The sequence below is a fragment of the Bacillus sp. SRL337 genome (assembly GCF_984799155.1).
The window spans coordinates 4,459,357-4,482,226 of sequence record NZ_OZ481793.1 but is presented as its reverse complement, the minus strand read 5'-3'; the positions used below and the strand labels follow the sequence as shown (position 1 = coordinate 4,482,226).

General features: G+C 46.2%; 17 protein-coding genes. 13 read left to right on the top strand and 4 right to left on the bottom strand.

Features of this window, described 5'->3' with window-relative positions; all coding sequences use genetic code 11:
• Window positions 1–304: 304 nt before the first annotated feature.
• The 3 genes from AC4E8A_RS22410 to AC4E8A_RS22400 all read left to right on the top strand — a co-directional run bounded on the left by AC4E8A_RS22410 (window position 305) and on the right by AC4E8A_RS22400 (window position 2,757).
• A complete protein-coding gene (locus AC4E8A_RS22410) occupies window positions 305–763 on the top strand; it encodes a YwiB family protein (protein WP_490196017.1) in 459 nt (152 codons plus the stop codon).
• Window positions 763–2,433 carry an arginine--tRNA ligase gene (argS, locus tag AC4E8A_RS22405; RefSeq protein ID WP_490196016.1) on the top strand — a complete coding sequence of 557 codons (1,671 nt, stop codon included), beginning with the start codon at window positions 763–765 and terminating at the stop codon, window positions 2,431–2,433. The genes AC4E8A_RS22410 and argS overlap by 1 nt, the downstream gene beginning before the upstream one ends.
• A 144-nt stretch (window positions 2,434–2,577) precedes the next feature.
• Complete coding sequence (locus tag AC4E8A_RS22400; RefSeq protein WP_490196014.1) at window positions 2,578–2,757, top strand: XapX domain-containing protein; 180 nt, start codon at window positions 2,578–2,580, stop codon at window positions 2,755–2,757.
• 117 nt (window positions 2,758–2,874) lie between these two features.
• On the opposite strand, the gene AC4E8A_RS22395 is transcribed toward AC4E8A_RS22400, so the two are convergent.
• The 3 genes from AC4E8A_RS22395 to cls are packed head-to-tail and all read right to left on the bottom strand — an operon-like array spanning window position 2,875 to window position 5,752.
• Window positions 2,875–3,537: a Dph6-related ATP pyrophosphatase gene (locus AC4E8A_RS22395; protein ID WP_490196013.1), complete on the bottom strand. Its 663-nt coding sequence runs from the start codon at window positions 3,535–3,537 to the stop codon at window positions 2,875–2,877.
• 15 nt (window positions 3,538–3,552) lie between these two features.
• On the bottom strand, window positions 3,553–4,506 hold the full coding sequence (gene uvsE / locus AC4E8A_RS22390; RefSeq protein WP_490196012.1) for a UV DNA damage repair endonuclease UvsE: 954 nt from the start codon (window positions 4,504–4,506) through the stop codon (window positions 3,553–3,555).
• 46 nt (window positions 4,507–4,552) lie between these two features.
• Complete coding sequence (gene cls / locus AC4E8A_RS22385; protein ID WP_490196011.1) at window positions 4,553–5,752, bottom strand: cardiolipin synthase; 1,200 nt, start codon at window positions 5,750–5,752, stop codon at window positions 4,553–4,555.
• A 283-nt stretch (window positions 5,753–6,035) separates the two neighbouring features.
• Between cls and AC4E8A_RS22380 the strand changes: the two genes are divergently transcribed.
• The 10 genes from AC4E8A_RS22380 (at window position 6,036) to pyrG (ending at window position 21,859) form a co-directional block, all read left to right on the top strand.
• Entirely contained in the window at window positions 6,036–8,153 is a 2,118-nt protein-coding gene (locus AC4E8A_RS22380; protein ID WP_490196010.1) for a 4Fe-4S dicluster domain-containing protein, read from the top strand.
• A gap of 868 nt (window positions 8,154–9,021) precedes the next feature.
• The gene (locus tag AC4E8A_RS22375; protein WP_490196009.1) at window positions 9,022–10,209 is read left to right on the top strand and encodes an acetyl-CoA C-acetyltransferase; all 1,188 of its coding nucleotides are present in this window, start codon (window positions 9,022–9,024) and stop codon (window positions 10,207–10,209) included.
• A gap of 193 nt (window positions 10,210–10,402) precedes the next feature.
• Window positions 10,403–11,254, top strand: a complete 852-nt coding sequence (locus tag AC4E8A_RS22370; protein ID WP_490196007.1) for a 3-hydroxybutyryl-CoA dehydrogenase — start codon at window positions 10,403–10,405, stop codon at window positions 11,252–11,254.
• A gap of 287 nt (window positions 11,255–11,541) precedes the next feature.
• Window positions 11,542–12,678, top strand: coding sequence for an acyl-CoA dehydrogenase (locus tag AC4E8A_RS22365; protein ID WP_490196006.1), 1,137 nt, complete (start codon window positions 11,542–11,544; stop codon window positions 12,676–12,678).
• A 116-nt stretch (window positions 12,679–12,794) separates the two neighbouring features.
• The gene (locus tag AC4E8A_RS22360) at window positions 12,795–13,934 is read left to right on the top strand and encodes an acyl-CoA dehydrogenase (RefSeq protein WP_490196004.1); all 1,140 of its coding nucleotides are present in this window, start codon (window positions 12,795–12,797) and stop codon (window positions 13,932–13,934) included.
• 293 nt (window positions 13,935–14,227) lie between these two features.
• Window positions 14,228–14,857, top strand: coding sequence for a TetR/AcrR family transcriptional regulator (locus AC4E8A_RS22355; RefSeq protein ID WP_490196003.1), 630 nt, complete (start codon window positions 14,228–14,230; stop codon window positions 14,855–14,857).
• A 146-nt stretch (window positions 14,858–15,003) separates the two neighbouring features.
• Window positions 15,004–18,270, top strand: a complete 3,267-nt coding sequence (gene icmF / locus AC4E8A_RS22350; protein WP_490196002.1) for a fused isobutyryl-CoA mutase/GTPase IcmF — start codon at window positions 15,004–15,006, stop codon at window positions 18,268–18,270.
• A gap of 247 nt (window positions 18,271–18,517) precedes the next feature.
• Window positions 18,518–18,709 (top strand): hypothetical protein, encoded by a 192-nt coding sequence (locus tag AC4E8A_RS22345; RefSeq protein WP_490196001.1) that lies wholly within the window; start codon window positions 18,518–18,520, stop codon window positions 18,707–18,709.
• A gap of 702 nt (window positions 18,710–19,411) precedes the next feature.
• Window positions 19,412–19,957, top strand: a complete 546-nt coding sequence (rpoE, locus tag AC4E8A_RS22340; protein WP_490196000.1) for a DNA-directed RNA polymerase subunit delta — start codon at window positions 19,412–19,414, stop codon at window positions 19,955–19,957.
• A 300-nt stretch (window positions 19,958–20,257) separates the two neighbouring features.
• A complete protein-coding gene (gene pyrG, locus AC4E8A_RS22335) occupies window positions 20,258–21,859 on the top strand; it encodes a CTP synthase (RefSeq protein ID WP_490195999.1) in 1,602 nt (533 codons plus the stop codon).
• A 268-nt stretch (window positions 21,860–22,127) separates the two neighbouring features.
• Here pyrG and AC4E8A_RS22330 read toward each other — a convergent pair whose 3' ends face one another.
• Complete coding sequence (locus AC4E8A_RS22330) at window positions 22,128–22,649, bottom strand: DUF2529 domain-containing protein (protein WP_490195998.1); 522 nt, start codon at window positions 22,647–22,649, stop codon at window positions 22,128–22,130.
• Window positions 22,650–22,870: the final 221 nt, after the last annotated feature.

Below are 22,870 nucleotides of genomic sequence, written 5' to 3'. Positions count from 1 at the left end.
GTTTTGCCGGATCATGTCGGTCGTCGATAGAAAGGGCATTTCCGTTGATAGAAAGCGGGAAGTCGTCGATAGAACTATAAAAGTCGTCGATAGAAGGGCCAAAGTCGTCGATAGCACCCCATCCCAACCAATCCCAAACAGAACGCCCAAACTCAGCTGCCTGCAGACCAAACTCCTCAAGACTAATCCAAAACAATCTGAAATAACCGAATTCCTGCCGTTTCATTGCATTTTAAGCTGATTATTTTTATACTTAGTTAGTTAAGAATGTACGTTTAGGAAACGCAGAAATCATACAAAGGATGTGAGAGGTTTGAGAGGTGGAGGAACTGAAAAGACGGATGTCAAAATTCACTTGAAAACCCGCATACAGCACGGCGATGAAAAAGACTCTTTTGAATTGTTCTCAAATGGAAGATACTATGAAAAAGGGGATTCTTTTTATCTGAAATATGACGAAGTACAAGAAGAAGGAACGATACATACGATTGTGAAGATCAAGAGAGACGAGGAAGCCTTGATCCTTCGCAGTGGTGCTGTGAAGATGAGGATGGTTTTTAAACAAGGCGAAGAACATGCCGGTTCCTATGAAAGCCAGCTTGGAACCCTGATGATCACGACAAAGACTTCGAAGTTTACACACACCGCAGACCGAAACAGGAATGACGGTGAAATCAACTTATCCTACCAGTTATATATGCAGGGAAGCCCGGTCGGAAAGTATGAGATGGACATTTCGTACAAGGAGGAAGGATTAAAATAATGAATATTGCAGAACAAGTACAAGACAAATTAAAGGCGGAGATTAAGTCAGCGGTCCTAAAGGCCGGATTGGCAACGGAAGATCAACTGCCGGACGTCATCCTTGAAACACCGAAGGAAAAATCACATGGGGATTACTCCACCAACATGGCGATGCAGCTTGCGCGTGTTGCGAAAAAAGCGCCAAGAATGATTGCCGATGATATTGCGGCCAACATTGACCAAGGTGCAGCTTCAATTGAAAAGGTCGATATTGCCGGACCTGGATTCATTAACTTTTTTATGAAGAATGAGTACCTGACAGAACTGGTATCCAACATTTTGGAAGCAGGCGATGAATACGGCCGTTCCGATGCCGGCAATGGGGAAAGAATTAATGTTGAGTTCGTTTCCGCCAATCCTACCGGTGACCTGCACCTTGGACATGCCCGCGGTGCTTCCGTAGGAGATTCACTCTGCAATGTACTGGATAAAGCAGGATATAAAGTTACACGTGAATACTACATCAATGATGCAGGCAATCAGATCCATAATCTTGCTCTTTCGGTAGAAGCACGTTACTTCCAGGCACTGGGCCATGACAAGCCTGTTCCTGAAGACGGCTATCAGGGAGCGGATATCATTGGGATCGGCCAGAAACTTGCTGATGAGTATGGCGACAAATACATTGACGCACCGGAAGAAGAGCGCTACCAATTTTTCCGTGAGTACGGATTGAAATATGAGATGGCTAAACTGAAGAAAGACCTTGAGGATTTCCGGGTTCCTTTCAATGTCTGGTATTCAGAAACATCTCTCTATGAGAATGGGAAAATCGATGATGCGCTAAAAGCGTTAAAAGACAATGACCATGTGTACGAAGAAGGTGGAGCTACCTGGTTCCGTTCTACTGAGTTAGGAGATGACAAAGACCGGGTCCTGATCAAGAATGACGGAACTTACACATACCTGACACCGGATATTTCTTATCACCGCGACAAATTTGAACGCGGACACGATATCCTGATTAACATTTGGGGTGCTGACCATCACGGATACATCCCGCGTATGAAAGCCGCCATTGAAGCTCTTGGCTATGACCGTGAGAAACTGGAAGTCGAAGTCATTCAGCTTGTTCACCTGTTCAAGAACGGTGAGAAGATGAAGATGAGTAAACGTACTGGTAAAGCGGTCACAATGCGTGACCTGGTGGATGAAGTTGGACTGGATGCCGTCCGTTACTTCTTCGCGATGAGAAGTGCCGACACGCATATGGATTTTGACCTTGACCTGGCTGTATCTCAGTCGAACGAAAATCCGGTTTACTATGCACAGTATGCGCATGCCCGTATCTGCAGCATCCTGCGCCAGGCAGAAGAGCAGGGCATCAGCTTTGAAGACGGTGCAGATTACTCGCTGCTGAAGGCAGAAAAAACAATTGAGATGCTGAAGAAACTTGGGGACTTCCCGGGAATCGTTGCGGATGCCGCTGCAAAGAGAACGCCTCACCGCGTAGCGAACTATATCAATGAGCTGGCTTCCACATTCCACAGCTTTTATAATGCTGAAAAAGTATTGGATATGGAGAACATCGAATTGACGAAAGCACGCTTATCGTTGATTAAAGCAGTCCGCATCACGATGAAGAATGCGCTGGAATTGATCGGTGTTGCCGCACCTGAAAGAATGTAAGCAGCTAAAAGGCGGCTGAAGTTCAGGGCTTCGCCGTCTTTTTTGCACCTAAAAAAAGCAGCAGGATACAGAGTGGAAAATAGTTTGCTTTTTAAAGGGTAACCTATAAACAATTCGACGATGACAGGGGAGGTTCTATCGATCATGAAGATGGTATTATTAGCTATTTTAACCGGATTTATTGCCGGCTTCATTTTTGCTCTTTTAAAATTGCCGATACCTGCTCCCCCTGCGTTTGCAGGAGTCGCGGGCATTATCGGCATCTATCTGGGTTTCAGAGTGTATGCCTGGGTGCAGCCGATGATTGAATCCATGATGAAGTAACAGCGGATGCCTGGTAAAAAACCGGTGATTTGTGTGGTATAAAAAGCCCGTTTTGTACCCAGACACCCCAAAAAGTCCAAACACAACCCGGCAGACACTGCGTCTGCCGGGTTGTGTTTATTTAATATGCAAATAATGGAATCTCTCGAACTTCTCAACGGTTTCTTCAAGTTGAAAATCCACTGGCTGCTCAAACAGCGGGCCATTGTAGACAAATGTATGAAACTCCCCGTTCTCACCGCATGGATCCACTCCCTCGGGAAGGTCCTGCAGCAGCTCATCGTCAAATTCCCGTCCAAGAAAGGAGGAATCGAGCTGGGAACTGTCAACGCAGACCAAAATCGCTTTGTAGCCTTTGCTGATGAATTCCCTGCTTAACGATGCAGTGGAATCTCCCCAGAGAGGGAATACGGGCTGAAGCGATGTCTGTTTCATCTGCTCTTCACGGTAAGCTTTAATATCTTCCAGAAAAATATCCCCAAAGGCAATAGTTTCGATCCCTTGGTCCGAAAGAGAGCCCAATGCTGATTTCAATCCTGCTTCGTATTCCTTATTGTTTACTCCGTGTTTCATCAGGACAGGCAGAATCGGCAGCTTTAATGACTCTGCCTGTTTTTTCAACAGTGAAAGCGGGACGTCGTGCATCATGACCCTCTGTTCCTCTTCGGCCACCGTGGTCAAGAGTGCTGCCGGCTTCCATTCAGATGAAGCGTAAAGCCGGTCGAGCATCACCATGCTGTCGCGTCCGCCGCTCCACGATAAACATATCTTCTTTTTCATATGCATTCCTTTCTGCTACCAGTTCAACATGCCTCCGCTCAGCCTTTTGACCCCGCGGATTTTGGCAATCTCCTCCGTCAATTTCAGCATGGCAAGATCCTTGTTTTTCGCTTCAATCATTATATCAATGTCTTTATCCAATTCCTTCAACATTTTGAGATAGGGAAGCACAAAGTCAATATCGACATTATCAGCATGGGAGCGAAAAGTTTTTTCCGATTTCGGCGAGGATACATGGATTTTCGGGCGCAGGCTGCGGTGTTTCCAAGTATCCCAAATTCTCGGCAAGTACTGTTCAAGCGGCTCCGGGCTTGGATTCGCTTCATGATGGTGAACGTCAAGGATCATGGGAATTCCCTCTTTTTCACACACCTCAAGGGTTTCTTTTACTGTATAGGTTTTATCATCATTCTCAAGGGTCATGATTTTTTTTACATGAGCGGGCAGCTTCCGCAGATTTTCATGAAACCGTGCTAATGCTTCTTCTTTATTCCCATAAGTGCCGCCAATATGAATATTGATCAGAGACTCCTCATGGACATCCATTGCCTCAAGCATTTTATAATGAAAGATCATATCTTCAACGGCATTGTCCGTTACTGAATCCTTCGGGCTTGTAAACAGGGTGAACTGATTCGGGTGGTAGCTTGTCCTGATATTGAACTTCTTGATAAGGCGGCCAAGTTCCTCCCATTCACTGCGAAAAGGCGTGACGAAATCCCACTTCACATCCGGGTGGGTCGCAAGAGGGACCATGGAACTCGACATCCGGTAAAGAGGGATTTCATGGGCGGCAAGATAATAAAGGATCCGCTTTGTGTGCTCCAGGTTGATCGATGTGACATCCCGCAGCTTCTGATCCCGTTCATCTTCAGGAAGTTCACTGTATCGTTTGAATGTCATCGTTTTCGAGGGGCTTGCATCCCACAAAGCAAGGGCGTTTGCGACAAATCCAAGTCGTAATTGCATCGTTTCACTCCCGTAAAAAAATATGTCCCCTCAGGAGAAGGGGTTATTATAATAATATCGAAATCATAGACGCGATGCCTTCTTTAAATCTGGTGAATATGCTGACAGAGTTAAGCTTATGCAGCTCCACTAATGTAGACCCTTCAAGGTCCTTTTGAACTTCGACACGGACTTCATCCACAAATGACTGGGTATACGTGAAATTGTTCAATTCCAAATTGACATAAAAACTTCTCAAGTCGAAATTGGCTGTTCCCAGGTCACAAAATTCATCATCCAGGATGATCAGCTTGGAATGGTAAAATCCGTTCTGGTAATGATAAACCTCTGCTCCCAAGGGGATGATCCTGCGGAAATATTTAAATGCTGCTTCCTTCACGAGTGGATGATCCGGACGTTCAGGTGTTATGATGGTAACCTTTATTCCCCGCTTCAGGGCTTTGACCAGGGCATCCATCACTTCATCTGAAGGAATGAAATAGGGAGTGCCGATAAAGATCGACTTCTTAGCATTGGTGATGAAACTGACAAACTGGCTCTCGATTTTAAATCCTTCTGACGGGAAGAAGCGGTGTTCAACGGCTCCTTTTTCAAGTTCAGGGAAATAGAATGGTTTGTTTAAAATATCCTCTCCTGAAGCCCGCTTCCAATCGATGCAGAATTCCTTTTGTAAATCAGCGGTGCCTTCCCCGTCCATTCTCATATGGTAATCTCTCCAAGGAGACAGCTTCGGATCTTCATCGATATAGGCCTTGCCGACGTTGTAGCCTCCCAGGTAACCGACCTTTCCATCAATGATGGTGATTTTTCGATGGTTACGCTGCTGTGTTGAGAAGAAAAGAAAAGGAAGCTTGGGCTTTTCCGCGAAATATACTTGAATGCCGTATTCCTGCAGCTCTTTTACCTGTTTTGTGCGGATTTTGAAACTGCCGATCCTATCCATAAGGAGCCTCACTTCAACCCCCTCTTTGGCCTTTTGAATCAGCAGGTCAAAGAACTGCCGGCCGAGGTGGTCATTTTCCACTATATAAAACAGGCTGTGAATCGAGGAGGATGCGTTCTTGATATCCGAAAACATTCTTTCAAAAAAAGCAGGGCCGGTAGAAATCAGCTCCATGTCACTGTACCTTTTCTGGTAGTCCCTTCTGTAAGCATTCCTGACAAAATTTTTGCGCCCGAAATGGAAGTCGGCAATACACCATGCAATCAGTACAGCCAAAATCAATAAAATGGTTACAATCCACATAATTATCACTCTTTCACTACTGGTACATCATAGTATGTCCAATTAATCATTATTCATCTTCCCTTTGAAACCGGTTGGGAAACGGAGTGCGGCAGATAGCCGGCTTTTTAGATGAATTAGTCCCTGAGAACCTGTCCGAATTTACGGAAAAAATAGCTGAAAAGGATTGACTGAATGCTCATTCAGTATATAATGGAAGTAAGGAACATTCTGAATATTATTTCCTTTTTAAAATTTGCAACAAAGGGAGAAATCACGGAATAAAGAAGGGAGAGTCTGAAAGATGGGCGTTTTGTTGTGGATAAACTGGATTGCATTCATTCTTGTAACCGCTTACGCAGTCGGTTTATTTGTATATGTTGTCAAGACACGGATTGAATACATCAAATTAGGTAAAAAGGCAGAATTTGATAATAACGTCAAAGAAAGAATGAAGAAGATCGCCGTAAACGTGTTTGGCCAAAAGAAGCTCTTGAAGGATAAGAAGAGCGGTGCCATACATGTCATGTTCTTCTATGGATTTATTCTGGTCCAGTTCGGGGCGATCGATTTTATTTGGAAAGGGCTAGCACCTGGATCGCATTTGCCGTTGGGACCGTTGTATGCGGGATTCACGTTCTTCCAGGAAATCGTTACACTGACGATTCTGGTAGCCGTCGTATGGGCGTTCCACCGCCGTTATGTTGAAAAGCTTGTCCGTTTAAAAAGAGGATTCAAATCAGGGCTTGTCCTTCTTTTTATCGGTGGATTGATGCTTTCCGTCCTTGTTGGTAACGGCATGGGGCTGATCTGGCATGGTGAAGAGCTTGGCTGGACCGAACCGATTGCCTCGCTGGTTGCTGGCGGGCTTGGCTGGATCGGTGAGACGGCATCCATTGCCATCTTCTATGTTGCCTGGTGGATTCACTTGCTGTTCCTGCTGGCATTCCTTGTTTATGTACCGCAATCCAAGCATGCTCACTTGATTGCAGGGCCGGCGAATGTGTACTTTAACCGCCTGGACAATCCAGGGAAGTTGAAGCCGATTGATTTTGAGGACGAAACAGCTGAAAGCTTCGGGGTGGGCAAGATTGAAGAGTTCAATCAGCTGCAGATGATCGATTTCTATGCATGTGTCGAGTGCGGCCGCTGTACCAATATGTGTCCGGCAACAGGGACAGGGAAAATGCTTTCCCCGATGGACTTGATTGTAAAGCTTCGAGACCATTTAACAAATCATGGAGCAGCCGTCACATCCAGGAAACCTTGGGTGCCAACGATGGCGTTCAACAATACGCAGGGCAACCAGCTGGCAATGGCTGCTGCAGGGCAGGGGGCTCAGGAATCTGCAGCCTCAGCCGCTTACAGTCCAAGCCTGATTGGCGATGTCATTACAGAAGAAGAAATCTGGGCATGTACGACATGCCGTAACTGTGAAGACCAATGTCCGGTCATGAACGAGCACGTCGATAAAATCATCGACCTTCGCCGTTACCTGGTGCTGACAGAAGGAAAAATGGATGCCGATGCACAACGCGCTATGCAGAACATCGAGCGCCAAGGAAATCCTTGGGGGCTTAACCGTAAAGAACGCGAAAACTGGCGCGAGGGACGTGAAGATGTTCATATCCCGACAGTAAAAGAAATGAAAAAAGCCGGAGAAGAATTTGAATACCTGTTCTGGGTAGGCTCCATGGGCTCCTTTGATAACCGAAGCCAGAAAATCGCCCTTTCCTTTGCCAAGCTTATGAACGAAGCCGGCGTCAAATTTGCGATTCTCGGAAACAAAGAGAAGAACTCCGGAGATACACCGCGCAGACTTGGTAATGAATTCTTATTCCAAGAGCTTGCAACAGCCAATATTGCGGAGTTTGAGAAGAATGAAGTCAAGAAGATCATCACGATCGATCCGCATGCTTATAATATTTTTAAAAATGAGTATCCGGATTTTGGCCTTGAAGCAGACGTATATCACCACACCGAGGTGCTGGCTGAGCTTGTGAGGGATGGCCGTTTGAAGCCGAAATACGAGGTCAATGAAACCATCACGTTCCATGACTCCTGCTACCTTGGCAGATATAACGAAGTCTATGAACCGCCGCGTGAAATCCTTAAAGCGATTTCAGGTGTCAACCTTGTTGAGATGGAGCGGAACAGACAAAACGGCATGTGCTGCGGCGCCGGCGGAGGCTTGATGTGGATGGAAGAAGACAAAGGCCACCGCGTCAACGTCGCCAGAACCGAACAGGCACTGGAAACAAGCCCGTCTGTCATCAGTTCCGGATGCCCTTACTGTCTGACGATGCTCTCAGATGGTACGAAAGCGAAAGAAGTGGAAGAAAACGTATCCACGCTGGATGTGGCCGAATTGCTTGAAAAAGCAGTCTGCGGTGATCCGAAAGATACAACGATTGCGTCTTAATGAATAGTAAAGAGCCATTTCATATGAAGTAGTAACGAAATTTTTTGTTTATTGTTATAAAGGGGCGGCTGTCCCCCGGTGAACTCAACAACCCTGTATAACGGATATTTCAAAAGTGATAATTTTCAGTTTAGTCATTCCATTCATACTATTTTTGCATTAAAATAGAATGGTAAAGGCTTACAAAATATTATTTTAATGAATTTTTTAGTAAGAATTTTATTGAAGCCATTAGCAAATGCTCGTTTGTTTGGAGCGGAAGGTGTCCGACCTCCTGCGGGACTAGCGGGACTCGTCTAGCTTCAGCGGCCAACGACTAGCAGATTTCAGACTCCCTCCTTCCGATAAGTCATCATCAACTCACTTCGTTCGTTGTGATTCCTTTATCTCATACAGGAGCCCTCCAATCTGTACGTCGTTGAACGCCGCTTCTGCATTTGATAGGTGAGACCAAGGTTACGTACCCACTGGAACGTAACCCCGCAAGGCGAAGCCAGCTCCAGCGGCCAGCGACTAGCAGATGCCGGTCTTTCTTCTTGCGATAAGTCAGCATCGACTCAACTATGTTCGTCGTGTTTCCTTTATCTCATACGAGAGCCATCCAATCTGTACGTCGCTGAACGGCCGCTTCGCTTTTTATGAAGCCGAGGAAGCTCACCGCCCGCCCCGCGGAGTCGGACATCTGGAGCAGAAATCAACCAATAGCTTTTTCAAGAAAAAAAGGGTCTGGTCCCAAATAGTATCGATTCGATGTTATGGCTGCCAGGCCTTTTCTTTACTTCGTGAATTTGAGCGAGCGTTCAGTCGAAATTTTGAAAGCGGTAACATTTATTGAAAATGATAGAACCATAGAAAAGGAGAGAGTGTAATGGGAAAAACAGTCATTCTTGATGGTGCTCGTACACCTTTTGGTAAATTTGGCGGAAGCTTAAGTACATTTACTGCCTCCGAACTTGGCGGGTTCGCTGTAAAAGAAGCATTAAAAAGAGCGGGAGTAGACGGAAATGAAGTCGAAGAGCTCATCCTTGGTTCAGTTCTTCAGGGGGGCCAGGGGCAGCTTCCATCCCGGCAGGCATCCCGCCATGCGGGTCTTCCTTGGAATGTTAGGACAGAAACCATCAACAAAGTCTGCGCCTCCGGTATGCGCAGTGTGACGATGGCCGATCAGATCATTCGTGCTGGAGATGGTGAAGTCATTGTAGCCGGCGGAATGGAGTCCATGTCCAACGCGCCATATATTTTGCCAAAGGCCCGCTGGGGATTGCGAATGGGTGATTCTCAAGTCAAGGACATGATGGTTCATGATGGGTTGACTTGCAGCTTTAACAATGTCCACATGGGGACATATGGAAACAGCACAGCAACTGAATTCGAGATATCCCGTGAAGACCAGGACCGCTGGTCAGAACGCAGCCATAGGTTGGCGGTAAAAGCCACAGAAGAAGGCATTCTTTCAGATGAAATTCTGCCGGTTCAAGTACCACAGCGGAAGGGAGATCCAATCACAGTTGACCGTGATGAAGCACCTAGAAAAGACACATCCATAGTAAAACTATCAAAACTGTCCCCTGTTTTTGGCTCGGACGGGACGATTACAGCCGGCAACGCACCAGGAGTAAATGATGGAGCGGCAGCAATGGTCCTGATGAGTGAAGAACGCGCCTCTAAAGAAGGGAAAGAACCATTAGCCTACATTCTCGGCCATACGGCCATTGCTTTGGAAGCTGAAGATTTTCCGCAAACTCCAGGATTAGTCATCAATGAACTGTTGAAAAAGACAGGAAAAACATTAGAAGAAATTGATCTATTTGAAATAAATGAAGCCTTTGCCGCAGTAGCATTGACGAGCGGGAAGATTGCCAACCTCGATGAAGATAAAGTGAATGTAAATGGCGGTGCTGTTGCGATTGGACATCCAATCGGGGCAAGCGGAGCGAGAATCATCTTGACGCTCGCATACGAACTGAAGAGACGCGGCGGTGGAATTGGTATCGCATCCATCTGTTCAGGAGGCGGCCAGGGAGACGCCATCATGATCGAGGTCCCGAAGAAATAATTAAAATGCTGAGCCTGATGTGATGATGGGCGCAGTGGTGTCGGAATTTGTCGCTTGGTCGATAGAATTCAATTATCGCCGATAAACAATGCAAAAACGCCGAAAAACCACTCGGAAACGCCGATAAACACCACAAAAACGCCGATAAATCAAAATCACCACTCAATGATCCAAACAAAGGGGAGAAAAAAATATGAGTATCAAAAGTGTAATGGTCATAGGGGCAGGACAAATGGGATCGGGAATCGCCCAGGTCTGCGCCCAAGCAGGATTCAAGGTAAAACTCAACGATTTGAAAGAAGATTTTGTCCAAAGGGGAATGGGCGTCATCACTAAGAACCTCTCCCGCTCCGTCGAAAAAGGCAGGATGACCGAAGAAGACAAAGAGAAGGTTTTATCAAATCTGACTCAGTCAACGGACTTGCAGGACGCAAGCAATGTTGACCTTGTCATCGAAGCGGCAATTGAAAATATGGAAGTCAAGACAAACATTTTTAAACAGCTGGATGACATCGCTCCAGAACACACAATCCTGGCCACGAACACCTCTTCTCTACCAATTACGGAAGTGGCCGCGGCGACCAACAGACCGCAAAAAGTAATCGGCATGCATTTCATGAATCCGGTCCCGGTGATGAAGCTGGTTGAAATTATCCGTGGGCTTGCAACATCAGACGAAGTCTACCAGGAAATTGAAGATATGACGAAGACCTTGAACAAAGTCGGCGTCGAAGTGGAAGACTTCCCTGGATTCGTCTCCAACCGTGTATTAATGCCGATGATCAACGAAGCAATCTATACACTTTACGAAGGGGTTGCGACAAAAGAAGCGATTGATGAAGTGATGAAGCTTGGGATGAACCATCCAATGGGACCGATCACATTGGCTGATTTTATCGGACTGGATACTTGCTTGTACATCATGGAAACCCTTCACGAAGGGTTCGGCGACGACAAATACCGCCCATGTCCGCTGCTTCGCAAGTACGTGAAAGCTGGGTGGCTCGGCAAAAAGACCGGCCGTGGATTCTATACGTACGAATAAGAACAAGTGTGGGGAAGCTTGTGTCAGATTAGGGTGCAGCCGCAACTTACACGGGCATCCGGCAATCCTTTTTTAAAGGAAAAAACAGTATAAGTTCTTGAAGGGAATAGTGTCTGGCTCCAATCATCCTGGAGACTGGGGTACTACAAGGCTCCTCCTGGCGATAAGTCAACATCAACTCATCTGTTTGTTGTGTTTCCTTTATCTCATGCGGAGCCGGTCTGGTCCATATGCCGTTGAACAGGGTGCTTACGCTTTTCTTTACCAAACATCAGGGAGGAATCAGGATGGATTTACGGTTTACAGAGGAACAGCAAATGATGAGGAAGATGGTCCGCGACTTTGCGCAGACCGAGATAGCTCCATTTGTTGAAAGAATGGAAGCAGGCGAGTTTCCGAGGGGAATTCTTAAAAAGATGGCAGACCTCGGATTGATGGGAATCACGATTCCTGAGAAGTACGGCGGATCAGAGATGGATTTCACTTCCTATATCAGTGCAATTCATGAATTATCCAAGGTAAGTGCAACGGTGGGAGTCATCTTGTCGGTGCATACATCGGTGGGAACGAATCCAATCCTTTACTTCGGTACAGAAGAACAAAAGCAAAATTATGTGACGAAGCTGGCATCCGGAGAATATCTCGGTGCATTCTGCCTGACGGAACCCGGAGCCGGGTCAGATGCAGGCGGATTGAAATCACGTGCGGTCAAAAAAGATGACCATTATGTGATAAATGGGGCCAAGGTCTTTATAACAAACGGGGGAGAGGCAGATGTCTATATCGTCTTCGCCTCGACAGATCCGGAAAAAGGCGGCCGCGGAGTTTCTGCATTTATTGTTGAAAAAGATACACCCGGACTCGTTATCGGAAAAGATGAACAAAAAATGGGTCTTCATGGCTCAAGGACGGTCCAGCTGACTTTCGAAGATATGAAGGTTCCTGCAGAGAACCTCTTAGGTGAAGAAGGACAGGGCTTTAAGATTGCGATGGCGAACCTTGATGTCGGCAGGATCGGGATTGCTGCACAGGCACTTGGAATTGCCGAAGCTGCATTGGAACATTCAACGGCTTATGCAAAAGAGCGTGTCCAGTTCGGCAAACCGATTGCAGCTCAGCAGGGTATCGGCTTCAAGCTGGCTGATATGGCTACTGGTGTTGAAGCCTCAAAACTATTAGTCTATCGTGCAGCCAATATGAGAAGCGAAGGTGTGAATTGTGGAAAAGAAGCCTCCATCGCCAAGCTCTTTGCATCCAAAACAGCTGTAGAGGTGACCACAGAAGCCATCCAGGTCTATGGCGGATACGGCTATACCGAAGAATATCCCGTTGAAAGGCTTTTCCGTGACGCTAAGGTAACCGAGATTTACGAAGGAACAAGCGAAATCCAACGGGTTGTCATAGGCAAACAACTCTTGAAATAAATCCGGATGTGCTTTACCACTCTAAAGCAAGTGGGGACAGTCCCCCTGTTACTTTAAAGTATTAAAGCGCGCTGCAAACAATATATCCTACTAAACAGACAAATGGGGGAAGAGAAATGAATTTTAAACTTTCAGAAGAACATGAAATGATCCGTAAGATGGTCCGCGATTTTGCGAAAAACGAAGTGGAACCGACGGCTGCTGAGCGTGATGAGGAAGAGCGCTTTGACCGTGAACTTTTCGACAAGATGGCGGAGCTTGGCCTGACGGGTATACCTTGGCCGGAAGAGTACGGCGGGATCGGCAGTGACTACCTTGCTTACTGTATCGCAGTAGAAGAGCTGTCCAGGGTTTGTGCTTCAACGGGTGTAACGTTATCTGCCCACACTTCATTAGCTGGATGGCCGATCTTCAAATTTGGTAATGAAGAACAAAAGCAAAAGTATCTGAAGCCGATGGCGCAAGGGGAGAAAATCGGCGGCTATGGTTTGACAGAACCAGCTTCAGGCTCTGATGCAGGCGGAATGAAAACAACGGCGAAGCTTGACGGCGGCCACTATGTTTTAAATGGCTCCAAGATCTTCATCACAAACGGCGGCATTGCTGATATCTATGTTGTCTTTGCTTTGACAGACCCATCTCAACGCCAAAGAGGAACCTCAGCATTCATCATTGAAAGCGGATTTGAAGGCTTCTCGGTCGGCAAGAAGGAAAAGAAACTCGGCATCCGTTCATCACCAACAACTGAAATTGTATTCGATAACTGCCGCGTGCCAAAAGAAAACATGCTCGGCAAAGAAGGAGAAGGCTTCAAGATCGCGATGATGACACTTGACGGCGGCCGGAATGGAATTGCTGCACAGGCAGTCGGAATCGCACAGGGTGCATTGGACGCTTCCATCGCATATGCGAAGGAGCGTGAGCAGTTCGGGAAGCCGATTGCAGCCAACCAGGGGATTTCCTTCAAAATTGCAGATATGGCAACAAGCATTGAAGCTTCCCGCTTATTGACGTACCAGGCTGCCTGGCTGGAATCGGAAGGCCTTCCTTACGGCAAGGAATCAGCAATGTCCAAGCTGATGGCCGGTGATACAGCAATGAAAGTGACGACAGAAGCAGTCCAGGTCTTCGGCGGCTACGGCTATACAAAAGATTATCCAGTCGAACGCTACATGCGCGATGCGAAAATCACGCAGATCTACGAAGGAACACAGGAAATCCAGCGTCTCGTAATCTCTCGTATGGTGACGAAGTAAATTCTCAAAAAGATAAAGGCAGCTTGAAAGACTTGCCTATAGACTAAAATGCAGTAGTACTATCACTTGTATTTTAGATTTTGCTTTTATAAGCGTTGATTGGAGCGTAAGGTGGGAGACTTCCTGCGGGTCAGGTGAGGCCATACAGGCGGGCGCAGTCAAAGAGGTCAACCGCCAGCCCCCGCGTAGTCGCAACCCAAAAGCAAAAATCAACCATTCATCCAAAAGCAACAAAGTTCAAAGGGGAATTTTTTTAAGGGAGAAAAGGTGGTCAAAAAAGGCGGTCGGTTAAAGTGAATAAAAAGAGGGAAGTCCATGCTTCTGTCAAAGATGAAAGGCTTGTAGAAAGGCGCCGCGATGAAATGGTCCGCGGGGCTGTCTCTCTCTTCAAGCTTAAGGGGTTTCATCGGACAACGACTAGAGAGATTGCCAAAGCGGCCGGTTTCAGTATCGGCACACTGTATGAATATATCAGGACAAAGGAAGACGTCCTGTACCTCGTTTGTGACAGCATCTATGAACAGGTGCGCTCACAGCTGCAGGCGATGGACACCGAACAGGGAACACTGGTCAGCCTGAAATTGGGCATCGATCATTATTTCCGTGTCATGGATAACCTGCAGGATGAGGTCCTGGTCATGTATCAGGAAGCCAAATCCCTTTCGAAGGATGCCCTTCCATATGTACTGCAAAAGGAACTTGAGATGGTGGGCATGTTTGAGACATTGATTAAAAGATGCTGTGAAAACGGCGAGCTGGTGCTGGATGAACCAAGAATCCACCTTCTCGCCCAGAACATCTTCGTCCAGGGGCAGATGTGGGGGTTCCGCCGCTGGGCACTTCAGAAAAAATACACATTGGAACAATATATCGAAATTCAGACAGACCTGCTTTTTTCAGGTGTCACTGGGTTTTTAGAATAGGCTGTTTCCTGTAATCAGGTGTTGTTTTTACGAATGGAACGAAGGGGTTAATGGACTCGAACTGGCGGGATAGCACAGAATACCCGCCTGCGGGGCCGTTCGCCTTGATCGCAAATCACGAATTATTTACGAACAGGGGGAGAAATATGAGCACGGTTGAAATTTACAAACCCAAGCACCATGTCCGCTTTGTGACAGCATCCAGCTTGTTCGATGGACATGACGCTTCCATTAATATCATGAGAAGAATCATTCAGGCCAGCGGGGCAGAGGTCATCCACCTCGGTCATAACCGGTCGGTTGAAGAAGTCGTCAATGCCGCAATCCAGGAAGATGTACAGGGAATCGCAATCTCTTCATATCAGGGCGGACATGTTGAATACTTTAAATATATGTATGATCTTTTACAGGAAAGAGGAGCTTCCCATATCCGCATTTATGGCGGCGGGGGCGGGGTGATCATCCCTCGTGAAATCAAGGAGCTTCATAATTATGGGATTGCCCGGATCTTTTCTCCTGAAGACGGCCGGACGCACGGTCTGCAGGGAATGATCAACAAAATGATTGAAGAGTGTGATTTCCCTACCGTCACTTCTTCAGTAGGCGAGCAGCTGGAAAAATTGCAGGCAGGAGACATCAACACCGTCTCTAAGATGATCTCCCTTGCTGAATATCAGATCAACACCAACGAAGAAGCTGCTGCAACCGCACAATCCGTTCTCACAGAAGTGAAGTCAATGGCTGCCACCGTCCCTGTTCTGGGAATCACAGGTACAGGCGGTGCCGGGAAAAGTTCCCTTACAGATGAATTGATCCGCCGCTTCCTGAATGAAATTCCTGAGAAAAAAGTGGCCATCCTGTCGATCGACCCGACAAAGCAGAAAACCGGCGGGGCCCTTTTGGGTGACCGTATCCGCATGAATGCCATCTTCAACAATCGTGTGTTTATGAGAAGTTTGGCCACACGCGGATCGAAAACAGAGCTTTCCTTAGCAATCCAGGACTCCATCAACGTGGTAAAAGCTGCAGGTTATGACCTGGTCATTGTTGAAACATCCGGTATCGGCCAGGGGGATGCCGAAATCGCCGAGATCTGTGATCTGTCGATGTATGTCATGACAAGCGAATTCGGTGCACCTTCTCAGCTTGAAAAAATTGATATGATCGACTATGCCGATTTGATCGTCATTAACAAGTTTGAGCGAAAAGGGTCAGAAGATGCCAGGCGCCAGGTGCAGAAGCAGTATCAGCGCAGCCATATGCTGTTTGATAAAGACCTCGATGTCATGCCTGTATACGGAACGATTGCCAGCCAATTCAACGATCCAGGAACAAATGCTTTGTTTGCCGCACTCGTTGATAAAATCAACAGCAAATTGGATGTGGAATGGTCAACCTCTTTTTCAAAAGACGTGGATGTTGAAAAGCAGAATGTCATCATTCCGAATGACCGCCGTTATTACCTGAGGGAAATCTCAGAAACGGTGAGGAATTACCATAGAAAGGCGGAAGAGCAGGCCCGCCTTGCACGCAAATTGTTCCAGCTTCAAGGTGCAATTGAAATGGTCAAGGAACAGGAAACCAACGAAGATGTACTTGCTTCCCTTGAGAATCTTAAGAAGAATGTAGAGGAAAAACTGACGCCTGGATCCAGAAAAGTCCTTGATGGATGGGGAGAATTCAAAGAGAAGTACAGGGCTGACCAGTACATCACAAAAATCAGGGATAAAGAAATTATCACCGAGCTGAAGACAAAGAGCCTTTCAGGTCTTGATATCCCCAAAGTGGCACTGCCAAACTATAAGGACTTCGGTGAAATCCTTGGCTGGGTCTACAAAGAAAACGTACCTGGTGCGTTTCCTTATACAGGAGGGGTATTTCCGTTCAAGCGTAAAGGAGAAGATCCGAAACGCCAATTTGCCGGAGAAGGTACACCGGAACGAACGAACCGCCGTTTCCATTACTTGTCCAAAGATGACGATGCCAAGCGTTTAAGTACAGCCTTTGACTCTGTCACTTTGTATGGAGAAGACCCTGACCACCGTCCGGATATATACGGAAAAGTCGGGGAGAGCGGCGTCAGCATCTGTACATTGGATGATATGAAAAAGTTGTATGCGGGTTTTGACCTCTGTGCTCCGTCGACGTCCGTTTCCATGACAATCAACGGACCGGCGCCGATCATTCTGGCAATGTTCATGAACACAGCCATCGACCAGCAGGTGAAAAAGAAAGAAGAGGACCTGGGAAGGACGCTGACTCTTGAAGAGTTCACTGATGTAAAAGAAGCGACTCTTAATGTCGTTCGCGGGACTGTCCAGGCGGATATTTTAAAAGAAGATCAGGGACAAAATACATGTATCTTCTCGACTGAATTCGCATTACGTATGATGGGGGATATCCAGCAGTACTTCATTGATCATAAAGTCAGAAACTATTACTCTGTATCGATTTCCGGCTACCATATCGCGGAAGCGGGGGCAAACCCGATTTCACAGCTTGCCTTTACGTTGGCCAATGGATTTACGTATGTTGAGTATTACTTAAGCAGAGGCATGGACATCAATGACTTTGCGCCGAATCTATCATTCTTCTTCTCGAATGGCCTTGATCCGGAGTATACAGTGATTGGAAGGGTGGCCCGCCGTATTTGGGCGACAGTCATGAGAGATAAGTATGGTGCAAATGAGCGAAGCCAGAAGCTGAAGTATCACATTCAGACATCCGGACGCTCCCTGCATGCCCAGGAAATCGATTTTAACGATATCCGCACGACTCTGCAGGCATTGATGGCGCTGCAGGATAACTGTAATTCCCTCCATACGAATGCTTATGACGAAGCGATTACGACGCCTACAGAGGAATCAGTCCGAAGAGCGATGGCGATCCAAATGATCATTACAAAAGAACATGGATTATCTAAAAATGAGAACCCGCTTCAAGGTTCTTTCATCGTGGAGGAATTGACAGACCTTGTGGAAGAAATGGTGCTGGCGGAGTTTGACCGCATCAATGACCGCGGAGGTGTGTTAGGTGCGATGGAAACCCAGTATCAGCGCGGGAAGATACAGGAAGAGTCCATGTACTATGAAATGAAGAAACATAACGGTGAGCTGCCAATTGTCGGGGTCAACACCTACCTGAACCCGAATCCTCCATCCGAAGAACAGATGGATACCATGGAACTCGCACGTGCGACAAAGGAAGAAAAAGAAACACAGATCACGAACCTTCGCAGCTTCCAAGGACGCAATGAGGACAGCACAGACGAAGCATTGAAGAGACTGAAAGAAGCGGCTGTGAATGACGGAAACATCTTTGCCGAACTGATGGAAACCGTCAAAGTCGCAAGCCTGGGCCAAATTACCAGAGCACTTTACGAAGTGGGCGGCCAGTACAGAAGAAATATGTAACCATCAAAACGGGTCCAGATGGAAGCATCGGACCCGTTTTATTTCTTTCGAAGCACTTTACCCCTTTAAAGCAGCGGGGGACAGTCCCCCGCTGCTTTAAAGGAGTAAAGTGTGATACGCTGGAATTAAATCGATTTTCCTGTTTTTTAACATAGATTTAATATTATATAGTGTTAATTTCCTCTATAATAGGAAAAGAGTACTGAAATTTTTCATATGTATCGGACATAGGCAAGGAGTGAATAGTGTGAAGGTTGTTATAAAATATGCCCTGATCTTGGGAGGGTTCATCTTATCGTTTTATCTTTATCAGAAACTCCTGGGAGCGATCCCGCTCTTACTATTGGCTTCTTACTTCTTTTACGAGGCTTTTAGTGAAATATACCAAAATGCAATGAAACAGCGCCATGCTGATTTAGAAAAAGGGGAATTGCCCTGACCACCGATTTGTGTAAGCCGAACCGGCAATTCCCTGCGATAGGACCCCTCATCTCTTACCTTCTTCATATTCCTTCTGAAAATCCAGATTTGCAAGAACCCAGCTGTGGAAAAAAATAAAAGAAAAACCGCTTAAATCTAGCATAAACCTCTGCATATTGTTTATAATGAATAATATGGTTTTAGGCAAATTCGTGAATTATGCCCTTTTATCATTCTTTTAGGCTGCTTTCATAATTGTTGTTTTATTTAGATTCCCTGCTTGTTCTTACATAAATGAGGGAAAGAGTACGAATGTATCTTTTTTTATTTAATAGTCTCCTCTATGAAAAGCTCTTGGCAGGAGCCCTCATTTTAGGAGCGCAAGGCATTCGGCCCGCCGGGGATTAGTGTGAAACGTGAGCCTGAGGTTACGTGCCTGCTGGACGTAACTCTGCAGGCGAATCCGGCTATGGCGGCTGGCGGATTTCAGTCTCCTTTCTTGCGATAAGTCATCATCAACTCCCTTATGTTCGTTGAGCCTCTTGCAGGAGCGTTCCAATCCGTACAGCGCTGATCTGCCGCGTCTGCTCTTTATTCAGCCGAGAAAGTTCACCGGCCCCTGGGAATGCGAGTGCCTTGAGCAGAAATCGATTTAGTAAGCAATAGATGTGAAAATAGCATCTTTTAATAGAATGTGAAATAGAGAAAGGAAGTGCGTTAGATGAGTTTAAAGCAATTATCGACAGAAGAATTGCGTCAAATGTCTTTCATAGAATTAGCACATGAATTGCTGGTAGATAGAAAGCAGGCTCTGACCTTCGATGATTTATTAAAAGAGATCGGCGGCATGCTGGGTTTATCTAAAGAAGAAGTCCGTTCCCGTATGGTCCAGTTCTACACGGACTTGAATGTAGATGGACGTTTTATTGCGCTGGGAGAAAACCGCTGGGGAATCAGAGCGTGGTACCCGGTTGACCAGATTGAAGAAGAAACGGTTCCGACAATCAAACCTCGCAAGAAAAAAGCCAAGAAAAAGGACGAAGAGGATCTGGAAGAAGACTTCGATGAAGAAGATTTGGACTTCGATGACCTTGATGACTTGGATGAAGAGGATCTGACAGATGATGAAGAAGATCTGGATGATGACGACGATTCAGATGATGAAGAAATTGATGAGGAACTGATCGATGAAGACGAATATGATCTTGACGACGAGGAAGAAGACTCCGACGAAGAAGAAGAAAATTCGGACAAAGAAGACAAATAATCATTTCTTGACATCTTATGTCGAGGAAGGTAGTATGTTATTTGGGCTCCTTAAAAAAGGATCAGATTATGAATCCAACGCTCCCCTTACTTCGGTAAGCGGGGGCGTTTTTTATTTTTTGCACCCCTTTGATGCTGTATTTATGATGGCAAGCTTTCACTGTTTCTCATACTGCTGCTGCAGTACATAGGAAGCATCATTAAAATAAATTCAGTATTAATTTCATCATAAGAGACTAATGTTCAGCACTGCTGAACATACTTTTTTTAGACAACTAACTTGAAGAAGGGGGTACTTTGCATGACAAAGTATATTTTTGTAACAGGCGGTGTGGTTTCCTCGCTGGGTAAAGGAATCACAGCTGCATCACTTGGAAGATTATTAAAAAATCGAGGATTGAAAGTGACAATCCAAAAGTTTGATCCTTATATAAACGTTGACCCGGGTACAATGAGCCCTTACCAGCACGGGGAAGTTTTCGTAACAGATGATGGTGCGGAAACGGACCTTGATTTAGGACACTATGAGCGTTTCATTGATATAAATCTTACAAAATACAGCTCTGTGACAACAGGTAAAATATATTCAACTGTTTTGAAAAAAGAGCGACGCGGTGATTATCTGGGCGGAACGGTTCAGGTCATCCCCCACATTACAAATGAAATCAAGGAAAGAGTTTTCCGTGCCGGCCGTGAAACGAATGCAGATATCGTGATCACAGAAATTGGCGGAACTGTCGGTGATATTGAATCCCTTCCATTCCTGGAAGCCATCCGCCAAATCAAGAGCGATGTCGGCCGTGACAATGTTATGTACATCCACTGTACACTTGTTCCTTACATCAAAGCTGCCGGAGAAATGAAAACCAAACCGACTCAGCACAGTGTAAAAGAACTTCGCAGTCTCGGCATCCAGCCAACAGTTATCGTGGTACGTGCGGAAATGCCGATGACTCAGGATATGAAAGATAAAATAGCTTTGTTCTGTGACATTGACCCGCGCGCGGTCATTGAAGCGATCGATGCAGATACACTATATGCAGTTCCTGTGGCGCTTCAAGATCAAAAGCTTGATCAGCTTACTTGCGACCACCTGAAGCTTGATTGCAGAGAGCCGGATATGACGGAGTGGAATGAACTTATCCATAAAGTCCGCAACTTAAGCAAGAAGACGAAGATTGCCCTTGTCGGAAAATATGTTGAGCTGCAAGATGCCTATATTTCAGTAGTAGAAGCGATGAGACATGCCGGCTACAATTTCGATGCTGACGTCGAAGTGAAGTGGCTGAACTCAGAGTTGGTGACAACAGAGAATGTTGACGAATTGATGAGTGATGTAGACGGTATCCTTGTACCAGGTGGTTTCGGGGACCGGGGGGTAGAAGGTAAAATCCTTGTGACGAAATATGCCCGTGAGAACAAAGTACCTTTCCTGGGAATCTGTCTTGGCATGCAGCTGGCATCAGTAGAATATGCCCGCAACGTGTTGGGGTATGAAACGGCTCACTCCGCTGAGTTGAACCCTGAAACACCATATCCGGTGATCGACTTGCTTCCTGAGCAAAAAGATATAGAAGACCTTGGCGGAACACTTCGTCTTGGCCTTTATCCTTGTAAACTCATCCCGGGAACAAAAGCATACGAAGCTTACGCTGGCGAGGTAGTGTACGAACGCCACCGCCACCGTTATGAATTCAACAATCATTTCAGAGAAGAAATGGAAGCAGCAGGCTTCATTTTCTCCGGGACAAGCCCTGACGGCCGATTGGTTGAAATCATCGAGCTCGCTGATCATCCATGGTTTGTGGCATCACAATTCCATCCGGAGTTCACTTCTCGTCCAACACGTCCGCAGCCGCTATTCCGCGACTTCATCCAGGCGTCTTTGGAAAAGGCAAAATAAGAGTTTGAAATACAAAGAAGAGCTGATCCGTTAGTGCGGAGCAGCTCTTTTTGTGTATTTGCGGGGCGGTAAAACGTCGAACAGTGCATCTACTGGCTCAATGAGGAAATCATGGAACCAATTTTGTGGTGATTATGAGAGTCAGGGTGACACATGAAGTGTTCATGGACCGAATTCTGTAGTGATTAGGAGGATCAGGGTGCCTCATGGAGCGCTCATGGAACCAAAATGAAAAGTCCCAGAATAAAACCGGGACTTCCTTGCAACCTCAATATTCCTGGAGCATTTCCTCAAGCGAAAACTTAAGCAGGTGATAAATATATAAAGCCGCAATACTGGAGGGGAACCCGACACGTTCGCCCAATTCCTCTCCCGGCAGCATGCCTTTGACCAGCCTTGTATCAATGTGGATATCGGCGAGCTCTGCAAGGCTTTCCCCTTCACCAGCCGCCACCCCTGAAACCGCGGTAAAGGGTATTCCTTTATCAATAAGCTGCTTTGCCAGTGCCAGCGGTTCTTCATCATTAGAAAAACGGGTAACCAAAAGGACGCGGTCAGCTTCCGTCAATGTATCCGAATTATCCAGTGCCTTAGCAGTGTTCAGCGGCTCCTGCCCATACAGTGCTTCAAGAGTGATGCTTTCCATTTCCTGAAACCCTTTTATATAAATATCCCCTTCACCGACAGAAGCTTGAGCAAGAAGACGGGCACCATCCTCTATAGAAAACTCCTCCTTATCAGCAATCCGGTTAAAAAGACCCGAAAGCTGGGTTGTGAACATTTTAATCATGGTAGGTACTCCTTTCTAGTAAAAAGGTGTTATGAGAATTTACAATTTAGGTCACTTTAAATTATAATTCCCACAGCGCATGATGTAAAATTATCGTGAAAAGAAGGAATTTGCCTGTCCTATGTTGAAGTATACTTTTGGATTAATATATCATTTACTAATCATTTCCTGTAACAAACCCCGGATAAGTCCGGAAGAAAGATAAGACAGCAAAAACCGTG